Source organism: Polynucleobacter sp. UB-Raua-W9, from assembly GCF_018687435.1.
In the GTDB taxonomy this organism is placed as follows: Bacteria; Pseudomonadota; Gammaproteobacteria; order Burkholderiales; family Burkholderiaceae; genus Polynucleobacter.
In genome coordinates this window covers 667855-679214 of record NZ_CP061290.1, presented here as the reverse complement: position 1 = coordinate 679214, position 11360 = coordinate 667855, and the positions used below count along the sequence as shown (strand labels likewise).

The 11360-nt window shown below is 46.0% G+C and carries 12 protein-coding genes and 1 tRNA gene; 5 read left to right on the top strand and 8 right to left on the bottom strand.

The features are described from left to right. The first annotated feature begins 39 nt into the window (after nucleotides 1-39). Complete coding sequence (argA, locus tag AOC07_RS03525) at nucleotides 40-1404, top strand: amino-acid N-acetyltransferase (protein WP_215358168.1); 1365 nt, start codon at nucleotides 40-42, stop codon at nucleotides 1402-1404. Nucleotides 1405-1418: 14 nt separating this feature from the next. Next, complete coding sequence (locus tag AOC07_RS03520) at nucleotides 1419-1691, top strand: oxidative damage protection protein (protein WP_062308940.1); 273 nt, start codon at nucleotides 1419-1421, stop codon at nucleotides 1689-1691. A gap of 259 nt (nucleotides 1692-1950) precedes the next feature. Here AOC07_RS03520 and rpiA read toward each other — a convergent pair whose 3' ends face one another. Continuing rightward, nucleotides 1951-2661 (bottom strand): ribose-5-phosphate isomerase RpiA, encoded by a 711-nt coding sequence (rpiA, locus tag AOC07_RS03515; RefSeq protein ID WP_215294010.1) that lies wholly within the window; start codon nucleotides 2659-2661, stop codon nucleotides 1951-1953. A 105-nt stretch (nucleotides 2662-2766) separates the two neighbouring features. Between rpiA and tal the strand changes: the two genes are divergently transcribed. Beyond that, complete coding sequence (gene tal, locus AOC07_RS03510) at nucleotides 2767-3732, top strand: transaldolase (protein ID WP_215294009.1); 966 nt, start codon at nucleotides 2767-2769, stop codon at nucleotides 3730-3732. A gap of 21 nt (nucleotides 3733-3753) precedes the next feature. On the opposite strand, the gene rlmB is transcribed toward tal, so the two are convergent. Together rlmB and rnr are read right to left on the bottom strand one after the other, a co-directional pair. Further along, nucleotides 3754-4512 (bottom strand): 23S rRNA (guanosine(2251)-2'-O)-methyltransferase RlmB, encoded by a 759-nt coding sequence (gene rlmB, locus AOC07_RS03505; protein WP_215294008.1) that lies wholly within the window; start codon nucleotides 4510-4512, stop codon nucleotides 3754-3756. Nucleotides 4513-4528: 16 nt separating this feature from the next. Continuing rightward, the gene (gene rnr, locus AOC07_RS03500; RefSeq protein ID WP_215358166.1) at nucleotides 4529-6913 is read right to left on the bottom strand and encodes a ribonuclease R; all 2385 of its coding nucleotides are present in this window, start codon (nucleotides 6911-6913) and stop codon (nucleotides 4529-4531) included. 157 nt (nucleotides 6914-7070) lie between these two features. Here rnr and AOC07_RS03495 point away from each other — a divergent pair. After that, nucleotides 7071-7157, top strand: a tRNA-Leu gene (locus tag AOC07_RS03495). Between the two features lie 63 nt (nucleotides 7158-7220). Here AOC07_RS03495 and AOC07_RS03490 read toward each other — a convergent pair. From AOC07_RS03490 to AOC07_RS03470, 5 genes are read right to left on the bottom strand one after another with little or no spacing between them, the layout of a single operon-like run. Next, nucleotides 7221-7565 carry an AzlD domain-containing protein gene (locus tag AOC07_RS03490; protein ID WP_215358164.1) on the bottom strand — a complete coding sequence of 115 codons (345 nt, stop codon included), beginning with the start codon at nucleotides 7563-7565 and terminating at the stop codon, nucleotides 7221-7223. Then, complete coding sequence (locus AOC07_RS03485; RefSeq protein ID WP_215358163.1) at nucleotides 7562-8290, bottom strand: AzlC family ABC transporter permease; 729 nt, start codon at nucleotides 8288-8290, stop codon at nucleotides 7562-7564. Before AOC07_RS03485 ends, AOC07_RS03490 begins: the two co-directional genes overlap by 4 nt. Before the next feature lie 9 nt (nucleotides 8291-8299). Continuing rightward, nucleotides 8300-8797 carry a hypothetical protein gene (locus AOC07_RS03480; RefSeq protein ID WP_215358162.1) on the bottom strand — a complete coding sequence of 166 codons (498 nt, stop codon included), beginning with the start codon at nucleotides 8795-8797 and terminating at the stop codon, nucleotides 8300-8302. A gap of 21 nt (nucleotides 8798-8818) precedes the next feature. Further along, entirely contained in the window at nucleotides 8819-9502 is a 684-nt protein-coding gene (locus tag AOC07_RS03475) for a dienelactone hydrolase family protein (protein ID WP_215358161.1), read from the bottom strand. 28 nt (nucleotides 9503-9530) lie between these two features. Beyond that, complete coding sequence (locus AOC07_RS03470) at nucleotides 9531-10808, bottom strand: MFS transporter (protein WP_215358160.1); 1278 nt, start codon at nucleotides 10806-10808, stop codon at nucleotides 9531-9533. On the opposite strand from AOC07_RS03470, the gene AOC07_RS03465 reads away from it, so the two are divergent. Then, nucleotides 10792-11337, top strand: a complete 546-nt coding sequence (locus tag AOC07_RS03465) for a hypothetical protein (RefSeq protein WP_251369686.1) — start codon at nucleotides 10792-10794, stop codon at nucleotides 11335-11337. The genes AOC07_RS03470 and AOC07_RS03465 overlap by 17 nt on opposite strands. Nucleotides 11338-11360: the final 23 nt, after the last annotated feature.

Here is an 11360-nt window from a genome sequence, read left to right as displayed (position 1 = left end):
GTTGGTTTATGGGCTCTTGCACCCTATAATTTTCTCACTATGCCAACAAATGTACCGAATCAGGCCTCAAGTGCCGAAGAATCTACCTCCAACTTCCCCTTTGTAGGGTGGTTGCGCGATGTTGCGCCCTACATTCACAGCTTCCGTGAAAAAACCTTTGTAATTGCTTTTGCTGGTGAGCTCGTCCAAGAAATTGGTCTTGAGAATCTCATTGAGGACATTGCCATGTTGCATGCCATGGGGATGCGCATTGTTTTAGTTCACGGCATTCGTCCACAAATTGAAGAGCAACTCATGTTGCGCAAAATCAAGAGTAAGTTTGGCAAAAGCTCTATTCATAGCTACCGTATTACTGATGCTGCCGCACTCGAGTGCGTCAAAGAAGCCGCTGGTGAATTGCGTCTCGATATTGAAGCAGCCTTTAGTCGTGGTTTACCTAACACCCCAATGGCGGGATCACGTATCTCCGTGATCTCTGGTAACTTTATTACTGCGATGCCTGTAGGTGTTGTGGAGGGTATTGATTACATCCATACAGGCTTAGTGCGTAAGGTCGACTCTACTTCTATCAAACTCTCTTTAGATAGCAATAAGATTGTCTTGCTCTCACCTTTGGGCTTCTCGCCAACCGGACAGGCATTCAATCTGGCTTATGAGGATGTGGCCGCCTCTACTGCTGCCTCTCTTAAGGCTGACAAGTTGATTTTCTTAAGCCCTTATGAAGGCTTGCATGATGCAGAAGGCGATCTGATTACAGAGTTATCCCTGCCACAGCTCCAAGACTATATGGCAGGCAACAAGGATTTAGATGTTGGCATGAAGAGTCTACTCAACATTTCCGGCAGAGCGATCAGAGCAGGCGTAAGTCGCGTTCATTTCTTACCTTGCAATCAAGATGGTGCTTTGCTTGAAGAGCTCTTTACCCATGATGGCATCGGCATGATGCTTGCTTCATCTGATATTGAGAACTTGCGTGAAGCCAATCAGGATGATGTGGGCGGTATTTTGCAGTTGACCATGCCTCTAGAAGAAGAAGGTATCCTGGCTGCTCGTGGTCAAGATGTGATTGAGCGTGATATTCAGCGCTTCTCAGTCATTGAGCATGATCGCGTTCTATTCGGCTGTGCTGCCCTCTTTCCATTTCCCAACGGCGTTGGTGAACTCGCATGCCTGGCAGTTGATCCAGACGTTCAAGGTTCAGGTGATGGCGAGCGTCTTCTAAAGCGTGTAGAGATGCGTGCCAAACAAGAAGGTATTAAAAAATTATTTGTGCTCACCACTAGAACAGAGCATTGGTTCTTAAAGCGCGGCTTTAAAAGGGCAAGTGTTGAAGACCTGCCTGAAGAAAGAAAACAAATTTATAACTGGGACCGTAAGTCCATGGTTTTAACTAAAGATCTATAAGAAAGGCATTACAGATGGCACGGATGGTTCAATGTATCAAGCTCAACAAAGAGGCTGAAGGAATGGATTTTGCTCCGCTACCCGGTGAGCTTGGTAAAAAGATTTGGAATCAAGTATCCAAAGAGGCTTGGGCTGCTTGGTTAAAGCAGCAAACTATGTTGATTAACGAAAACCGCCTCAATATGGCTGATCCCCGCGCGCGCCAGTACCTTTTAAAGCAAGTTGAGAAATACTTCTTTGAAGGTGGTGCGGATATGGCGCAAGGCTACGTTCCACCAGCGGAATAAAGCGCTACATCTGCAGTATTGCGGCACAGCATTAGTAAATTAATAAAACTTGTTCCCAGCTGTTGACACTCTATCTATGCAGGCATAGGATGTAATCGTAGTGAGGCAGTGATTGTGCTCCACTACATTGGCGAAAGCCATTCAGAATGAGCGTATCTATATGCTCATAGGCTAAGGAACTAAATCTCTTCCGAGTGCCTGCGCCATGCAAACCATGGCAAACAACCCGATGGGCATACCCCGTCGGGTTTTTTATTATCTAGAGCAGGATTCTTTCTACACCAGAGGCATTACTCACCAGCAGAATGTTTGCTTTTTCTTTAGCAAACAATCCAACCGTAATCACGCCAGCGATCTGATTTAGTTGTGCTTCCATTTGAATAGGGTCAGCAATCTGTAGACCCGCCACATCCAATATCCACCCACCATTATCAGTAACAAAAGGTTCGCTTAGGGTTTGATTTAAATCTGCACGGGTATTTTTTGCCAGACGCAGCGTGACCTTGCCACCGAATTTTTCTAATTCCCTGCTTACGACACCTTTGGCAAGTGGAATGATTTCTACTGGTAACGCAAAGTTACCCAGCACTGGAACTTGTTTAGATGAATCACAGATGCAGATAAATTGCTTGGCCATGGAAGCAATAATTTTTTCTCGGGTTAGCGCACCACCACCACCTTTGATCATGTGGCCCGTTGGATCGATTTCATCAGCACCATCGACATAGGCGGGTAAGCCAGTGACATCATTGGGATCTAAAACCTGGAAGCCATGTTTGAGTAAACGCTCTGTTGTTGCATTTGAACTCGATACCGCCCCTACGAAATGATTTTTGTGTGGAGCTAAGGCATCAATAAAGCAGTTAACAGTTGAGCCTGTACCAACCCCTAAAATTTGCCCTGCTGGCAACTTTAAGACTTCATCACGAGCCGCCTCGCCTACCATTTGTTTGAGTTGATCTTGGTTCATAAGCCTGCTAAATGCCTTTATTGAAACTGAGTCATTAATACATCTATCATATGATATTCATCAAAAACCGACTACTGTAGACCCCTTATTTAGACCAATCTAGCCATGAATAACACTTCTTCAGCCCCAAACCAACTAGAGCAACTTAAAAAGCTCACTACGGTCGTTGCCGATACTGGTGATTTTGAGCGCATGCAAGTATTTCAACCACAGGATGCCACGACTAACCCGTCGCTCATCCTCAAAGCAGCTCAACAAAGCAATTATCAAAGCTTAGTGCAGTCAGTAAAAGATGCCCATCGCGGAATGAGTCCCACTGACTTGGTTGACTATATCTTGGTAGCGTTTGGTTTGGAGATTCTGAAAATTGTTCCAGGGCGCGTTTCTACTGAAGTCGATGCCCGACTCTCTTTTGATACCAAGGCAACGGTTGCTAAGGCCAAGCATATTATTGCTTTATATGAGTCGCATGGGATTGAGCGCAAACGTATTTTGATCAAGCTTGCTGGCACCTGGGAAGGTATTGCTGCTGCAAAAGAATTAGAAGCTGAAGGCATTCATTGCAATATCACTTTACTCTTCTCACTCATTCAGGCGGCTGCTTGTGGCGCCGCAAACGCAAAGCTGATCTCCCCATTTGTGGGCCGCATTACCGATTGGAATAAGTCCAAGTTGGGTAGCAATTGGAGTGATGAAATGAATGGGGGCGCCAATGATCCTGGCGTGACTTCAGTCAAGAAAATATTTACCTATTACAAACACTTTGGCATCTCTACCGAGATCATGGGTGCCAGTTTTCGGAATACTACTCAGATCCTCGAGTTAGCGGGCTGTGATTTGCTAACAATTAGCCCGGAGCTTTTAGCTGAACTGCAAAGTAGCACCTCACCTGTTATTAAAAAGTTGGATGCAGATAGCGCTCATGCGGAAAAAATTACTCCGCTAAAGCTAGATGAGTCTAGCTTCCGTCTGCAACTCAATAATGACCCAATGGCGACCGAGAAATTGGCCGAAGGTATTCGTAATTTCTGTATTGATACAGAAAAACTTGAAGCACTGCTAGCGAAGTAAGTCGCTAGCAGTTTCTACCTATTAATTCTTGGCAGCTTTCGCTAGGCGCTGTCTTAATGCCTCATACAGGCATACGCCACTTGCAACAGAAACATTCAAACTTTCTACTACACCTTGCATGGGTATGCGTACGAGCTCATCACAGGTTTCTTTTGTAAGGCGACGCATGCCCTCGCCTTCAGCTCCCATCACTATTGCAATGGGGCCAGTGAGATCGAGGTCATAGATTGATTTTTCAGCCTCATCGTCTGTGCCAATTAACCAGACGCCTGCTTCCTGCATCTCCTTCATGCTACGCACAAGATTGGTCACAGTAATTACGGGCATGACTTCAGATGCCCCACTCGACACCTTGCTGACGGTCGCATTAATAGAGGCGGAACGATCTTTTGGAATCACTACCGCATCAACACCTGCCCCGTCAGCCACACGCAGGCAAGCACCAAAGTTATGTGGATCAGTAACACCATCTAAAACCAAGAACAATGGTTGCTTCTGAGCGCTCTCTGCATCTTCTACTACTTCAGTAATGGTCCGTGCGATGGTCATTTTTTCAGCCAAAGCAACGACGCCTTGGTGACGATCATGCCCAGTAAGCTTATGTAAACGCTCGGCATCAGCAGCATGCAAACGCTCACCCAATACCTCTTCAGCTTGCTTTAAAAAATCCCCCATGCGCCTATCGCGACGACTGGGATCAAAGTAAACCGCTTTCAAACTATCTGGGTCAACGCGTAAGCGTGCCTGAACCGCATGAAAACCAACTAATATTTGTTTCATCTATTTTGTGCGCTTTTTATTTACGGCGGGTAGCTCTAGTGTTTCGTACTGGTGGTTTTGTGCCAGCAGGTTTACCAGGAGTTCTTCCAGGATTTGATTTACCATTCTTGCGGCTGGCTTTGCTCTTAGATTGGTTGGCACTGAGTGTTCCAGCAGACTTTGCAGCATTCACATTTATGCCGCTAGGCTTTTGTGGGGTTTTGCTTTCTGGCCTACTCTTTTTAGATGCAGCTTTCTTATTTGGCCTACCAGTATCAGCAGCCAATAGCAATTGACGGCGACTAGATGCGCCACTTATCTCTGCACCTATCGATTTGACGAGACTAAATTCAATCTTACGTGCATCTAAATCAACACGACTAACTAAAACATGCAAGCGATCACCTAAACGATAACGAATGCCCGTTCTTTCTCCGCGCAACTCTTGACGAGCCTCGTCATACTGAAAGTAATCACCACCCAATTCAGTAACGTGAACCATACCTTCGACAAACAGGTTCTCGAGCTGAATAAATAATCCAAAGTTAGCAACACTCGTTACGGTGCCGGCATATTCTTGGCCTAAATGATCACGCATGTAGTAACACTTGAGCCATGCCTCAACATCGCGTGAGGCTTCATCGGCGCGACGCTCATTGGATGAGCAATGCACGCCCAATTGACCCCAAATTGGCAAAGCGGCATTAGCACCTTTGGGTGGTCTAGCGCCTTTGGCGGCGACTGCTTTAGCGTCACTATGAGACTTCTTAGCATTTACTGCATTCTCGCGACCTTTGCCTTTGCGTGGTAGCGTCAGATTTAGAGGCACAGTTGCTGGGAGCACGGGAGCGTAAGGCTTCTTCTGCAGTATCGACTTAATCACACGATGTGTAAGTAAGTCTGGATAGCGACGAATCGGACTGGTGAAATGAGAGTACGCTGGATATGCCAAGCCAAAGTGACCTTCATTATCTGGCTGATACATAGCCTGCTGCATAGAGCGCAACACCACTGACTGCAACATATTGGCATCAGGGCGATCTTTGATCTCACGCATCAATTTTGCAAAATCACGAGGTTTTGGTTTCTCACCGCCATCCAAAGAAAGGCCCGAGGTTCTTAACACCTGGCGCAAGGTCACCAACTTCTCTTCAGAAGGCTCGCCATGTACGCGATACAGACTCAAGTGCTTATTCTTGTCGATGAAATCAGCAGCACAAACGTTTGCTGTCAACATGCATTCTTCAATTAAGCGGTGGGCATCATTGCGCAGGCGCGGCTCAATCCGCAAAATCTTACCAAGCTCATTACTAATGATCTGAGTCTCGGTAGTCTCGAACTCGATGGCACCCCGCTTCTCACGCGCAGATAACAAGATCTTGAATAAAGAGTATAGGTTACCAAGCAGTGGGCGGAACTGGGCAAATCGAGCAGCCTCAGGCCCCTTACTATTCGATAGAATCTCCCAAACCGTGTCATAAGTGAAACGTTGCGCAGAATGCATTACCGCAGGGTAGAACTGATAGGCCAAGACAATGCCGTTGTTATCCACCACAGAGTCACAGACCATACACAAACGATCTACTCCAGGATTGAGGGAGCACAGACCATTGGAGATCTTCTCGGGCAACATTGGAATAACGCGCCTTGGAAAATAGACTGAAGTAGCGCGCAACAAACCTTCGTCATCTAATGGATGGCCTGGTTTAACGTAATGCGAGACGTCGGCAATACCTACAATCAAGCGCCAAGCTTTGGTCTTGCCGTACATGATGGGTTCGCAATACACCGCATCGTCGAAGTCTCTAGCATCTGCGCCATCAATGGTAACCAAAGGGATATCGCGCAAATCTACGCGCCCCTCTAAGTCCTCTTGCTGAACTGAGTCTGGGAGTGCTGCAGCCTCTTTCATCGCTGCAGCCGAGAACTCGTGAGGCACACCATACTTACGGACAGCGATTTCGATCTCCATGCCGGGATCATCAATCTCGCCCAAAACCTCAACCACTCGACCAACAGCTTGGCGATAACTATCGGGGTAGTCAATAATCTCGACACTGACCACCTGACCTAATTTAGCCTGTCCTTGCCCCTTCGGCGGAATCAAAATGTCATGACCAATTCGATTATCTTCAGGCGCAACAATGAGAACGCCGTTTTCATTTAACAGGCGACCAATGACAACTTTGTTGGCATGCAGAACCACCTCAACAATCTGCCCTTCTGGCCGACCACGTCGGTCTGTTCCTAACACCCTGACATTGACTCTATCGCCATGCATGACACGAGACATCTCTCGCTCAGAGAGAAAAATATCTTCACCACCATCATCGGGAATGACAAATCCAAATCCATCTCGGTGACCCTGGACTGTTCCTAAACGATCAGCCTCACGCGGCACCAAGTCTTTTGCTTTACGCATTTAATTCCTTCGGCAATACATGCCCTTGCTATATATCTATTGATATCTATTTTTGTTATGAATAAGGCTACTGTATCAAACCATCGAGTCTGTAGGAAAAAAGACAAATTAGCCCAGAAAAGCCCCTGGAATAGCCATCCCTCTATAATAGAGGCATGCCCAGGTGGCGAAATTGGTAGACGCACCAGCTTCAGGTGCTGGCGATCGTAAGGTTGTGGGGGTTCGAGTCCCTTCCTGGGCACCAAACACTCCTACTTGACCTTATATGGGGTCAAATTGGCATATTGCAAGCCACCATCTCACCTACTTACGCGAACCAAAACCGAACAGCTGTATAAACTGCCATTCCTATCACGAGGGTTGGAATCATTTTCTTGCTGAAATAAAAGGCAATCATTGCCGCAATTCCTCCCCAAATATTGGGAAGTCTTAGGTTAAATTCAGCAATGCTGGAGGCGCTGACTGGTAAAAAGATTTCAGGTGCCAAAATTGCAATCAATGCAGCCAAAGGTGCATAACGAATGGTCTCTAGACCCCATTCTGAAATCTTGATCCGATCACCCAGCAGGATAAAGAAACTGCGCGCCAGAAAAGTGACCACAATCATCCCAAAGATAAGATAAGCGACTCTCATACTAGCGTCATCGCTCATGAGATCACCCCTTCTTTTGGAGATTTATCTAAAACCATCCCCACAAATACAGCAGCACCAATGGCTAAAATAATATTGAGTCGAAACGGAATGCCGTAGGTCATGACCGCAACAACCCCGGCAGTGACTGCAGCCCATCTTGCCGAAGCGCGATCCAACATTGGTCCAATAATGACAACCAAAGCAACGGCACCAGCAAACTCCAAGCCCCAGTCCTTTGGAATTTGACTGGCAAGCAAAATTCCAGTGATAGAGCTGACCTGCCAAGCAAGCCAGTTGGCAGCTTGAAAGCCCATCATGGAATACAGGCGCAGGTGCTCTTTATCGGCAGCCAATTCTTCTTTTGTCTCCGGTTTTGGGAAGCGCTTAATGTGCGATAGATATGAAAAGTCCGTAGTGAAATAGCCCAACACAATTCTGCGCCAAGTAGATAGATAGGCAAAATGGGCTTGCAATCCGAGACTGAAAATAACAAAGCGTAAGTTCACCATAAAAGAAGTGAGCAATATCACCCAAATAGGTGCGCCCACCGCAATTAGAGGCAGTGCAGCGAGTTGAGCTGAGCCTGCGTATACCAGCAGACTCATTGCAATGGCTTGCTGAACAGTTAAGGTGGACTTTGCCATAGCAATGCCAGTCACCAAACTCCACGTCAAGATCGTCACAGCAGAATGCGACATCTCCTTAAAGCCATGAATAAATTCCCGCTGTTGTGCCGGCGTCATTTGAGAGGACTAGATGCCCATGGATCGATGCAAAATCTTGGGTTTCATTTCTTCCCAAAGACTTTCAAAATCTTCTAGCTTTGCCTCCGATAGCTTGACCGACTCAAAGAGTTTTCCAAAAACAATTGATGTTTTCTTGACTAGCGCTTTATCAAACTCGGTAAGAGCAATTGGCTTATCGTCCATATCTCGCGTTAACTCTGCAGAGCAAACGATTGCCTCTTCATCATCACGATCCACAATTGCAAACTCGATATATTGCTGGTTCTTTTCAACGATCACTAAGGTGCCACGCGCATAAGAGACAGCATCATGTTCTTTAACGATATATGCCAAAAACTGATCCTCCTCTTCCTTCTCCATGCCCAAATCATCGATGAAGAATAAAAATTGATCCCCCTCACCGTTAACTAAGGTAAATACTTTTGGCGCAACCCCATGTGCTAAGGCGAGATTGCGATAGTAAGCAGCAATTTCTACAGCAAGGTTTTCGGTGAATAAATGCATGATGCAGGCCTTGATAGGTAATTAAGCTAAATTCTTTTTCAAGAATTCTAGGGCTCTATCCCAAGCCAATGTCGCTGCCTCGGCGTTGTATTCTAAAGGTGGCAAGCCACGGACAGCCGACTTTGGATTAGCAAAAGCATGCTTAGTATCGTAGCGATAAAATTCATAGCTAGCGCCAGCTTGTTTTAACTTCTCCTCTAGCTGATCAACGCCTGTAATGGAAAAGAACTCATCATGCAAAGCCCAGTGTGCCAACATCGGCTTCTGAATAGCTGCAGCATCTACATATTCCAAAGGAGGATAGCCGTACCAAACAATCGTGCCATCAAGCTCAGGAACATTACAGGCGGAAAGTACCGTCAGGGCACCGCCCATACAAAATCCAGTAACAGCAACCTTCTGACTACCAGTCGCTTTTAAATATTGAACTGCGCCACGAATATCTTGAGTAGCAGCATCGCCAAAGTTCAAGCCATTCATTAAATGCTCGGCCTCGTTTGCTTCAAGGGCTAACTTACCGCGATAGAGATCGGGGACTAGAGCACGATAGCCGGCTTTTGCCAAACGATCTGCCACTGACTTCACCTCATCATCCAAGCCCCACCACTCCTGAATGACCACAACGCCCGGAGCATTGGCTTTATCTGCAGGCTCTACCAAGTAGCCTTCAACAGAGTTACCGTCGGGTCTTTTAAACTGAATCATGTGGTCTCCTTGTGTGCCATGTGTTTCATCAAGTCTTTTCTAAATGTTTTTTTGCATCTGAGTGAATATATCCTACCAGCCAAAAAGTAAGTAGGCCACATACTGCAGCCCCATAACCAACCAGTTTGTAGTGTTGCATCATGCCATCCGCATTAATCGTCACCACCATACCAGCAACTACCGAAGCAATTCCGGATGCCAACATCTGCACTGAACCAATCAGACTCATAAAGGTTCCACGAATTTTGCTTTCAACCACTTGGCTTACCATTGCCATTGCCGGAATCATTCGTCCAGAAATTAAGATAAAGAATGTGGTGGAATTCAACAGCACAATCCACAATGGCGTCACCGGAAGATTAGTGGTGACAAGCAAAGGAACTAAGCTAATGATGGCAAGCACTCTAAAGACCTTTACCTTCCCATATCGATCAGCTAAATGACCAATCAACCGCGAGCTCATAAGCGTTGCCACCCCACCGCACAAATAGATTAGAGAAATATACGAATTATTAATTCCTACATTTGTAGTGAGATAAACGGCGATATATGGAATGACGGAAAATCCCGTCATCATAATGAGTCCCATAAATATAAAGGCCTTGATATGTTGAGGCGCAATCATAATCTTCAGAATTTGACTCAGTCGACTACCCTCATGCACATGATCTAAGTGCCCCGCAATCTTGGGGATATGCAAGTAGCCTACATAAAAAACCAAGGTTGAGATTGCGCCAATAAAGATAAATGGTGCGCGCCACCCTAAATAAGAGATGTGATGCGCTAGAAACAAGCTGAGGGGCACGCCTGCTACAGTGGACACTGAGAATGCAGCCATGACTGTTCCCAAGGCTTTACCTCGGCGCTCAAATGGAATTGAATCTGCCACAATGGTTTGCACCAGAGAACCAAGAATGCCCCCAAAGGCACCTGCGAATGCTCGTGCAATGAATAAGGTTTCATAATTTTGCGCCAAGCCGCAAGCTACAGTAGCAATGATAAAAAATACGTAAAGACTTAAGAGCAACTGCCTACGCTCAAAGCGGTCCACATAATAGGTAGCAAAAATTCCTGCCGCGGCAGCAGCAAAGGTATAGGAAGAAAGTAAAAGCCCAAACTGATGGGTATTAATATTCAAGACCCGAATGAACTCTGGCCCAAGCGGCATCATGATCATGAAGTCCAAAATGTGGGTGAACTGTATGCCCGCTAAAGAAAACAAGAACAAACATTCTCGTTTTTGGGTTTCTGGACTATGGGTAATATTGTTCAATGCGCGCTTTACTTGAATGGTGCCGTATGACATTATCAACGCTGATGAGAAATTTGATATTTACACAAGCGCCGATAAGATGCCCCCAGTGACCTACCAATTTACCTACTTAGCACTCTTACAAGACATCCTGTTGGGTGTGGCTGGGATAGTTCTGATTTTGATATTCCACGGAATCTCGATTAATACCGTCTTGATGCGCTTCGAAAGAATGACCACAGCCAATCTTGCCAAAAAAGAGTATCACTGGGTCTTTCTCCACTTCTATCTCTCGTTCTGTTTTATTGCCCTCATACATATTGCAGAAGTGCTGATTTGGGCAACCTTCGTTTATCAGGCTCAGTTATTAAATAGCGGCATTGATGCAATCCTCTTTGCAGGTAGCTGCTATACGACCCTTGGATTTATTCAGGACATCTTGCCTGACGGCTGGAAGAGTTTGGCTTTTTTCATCTCCTTTAGCGGGCTTTTTTCACTTGCCTGGACCACTTCCATCATGATTGGTATGACAAGTACCTACCGAGAGACTTGGAAGCTAAAAAACCATCACCATAAGGTCTAAAAAGATTTATTTGCTGCCTCGCA

Coding starts and splice junctions, on each gene's coding strand:
- AOC07_RS03470 (WP_215358160.1), bottom strand. CDS start 10,808: ATGTCATACGGCACCATTCAAGTAAAGCGCGCATTGAACAATATTACC.
- AOC07_RS03490 (WP_215358164.1), bottom strand. CDS start 7,565: ATGAGCGATGACGCTAGTATGAGAGTCGCTTATCTTATCTTTGGGATG.
- tal (WP_215294009.1), top strand. CDS start 2,767: ATGAATAACACTTCTTCAGCCCCAAACCAACTAGAGCAACTTAAAAAG.
- AOC07_RS03520 (WP_062308940.1), top strand. CDS start 1,419: ATGGCACGGATGGTTCAATGTATCAAGCTCAACAAAGAGGCTGAAGGA.
- rlmB (WP_215294008.1), bottom strand. CDS start 4,512: ATGAAACAAATATTAGTTGGTTTTCATGCGGTTCAGGCACGCTTACGC.
- rpiA (WP_215294010.1), bottom strand. CDS start 2,661: ATGAACCAAGATCAACTCAAACAAATGGTAGGCGAGGCGGCTCGTGAT.
- AOC07_RS03485 (WP_215358163.1), bottom strand. CDS start 8,290: ATGACGCCGGCACAACAGCGGGAATTTATTCATGGCTTTAAGGAGATG.
- argA (WP_215358168.1), top strand. CDS start 40: ATGCCAACAAATGTACCGAATCAGGCCTCAAGTGCCGAAGAATCTACC.
- AOC07_RS03475 (WP_215358161.1), bottom strand. CDS start 9,502: ATGATTCAGTTTAAAAGACCCGACGGTAACTCTGTTGAAGGCTACTTG.
- AOC07_RS03465 (WP_251369686.1), top strand. CDS start 10,792: ATGGTGCCGTATGACATTATCAACGCTGATGAGAAATTTGATATTTAC.
- AOC07_RS03480 (WP_215358162.1), bottom strand. CDS start 8,797: ATGCATTTATTCACCGAAAACCTTGCTGTAGAAATTGCTGCTTACTAT.
- rnr (WP_215358166.1), bottom strand. CDS start 6,913: ATGCGTAAAGCAAAAGACTTGGTGCCGCGTGAGGCTGATCGTTTAGGA.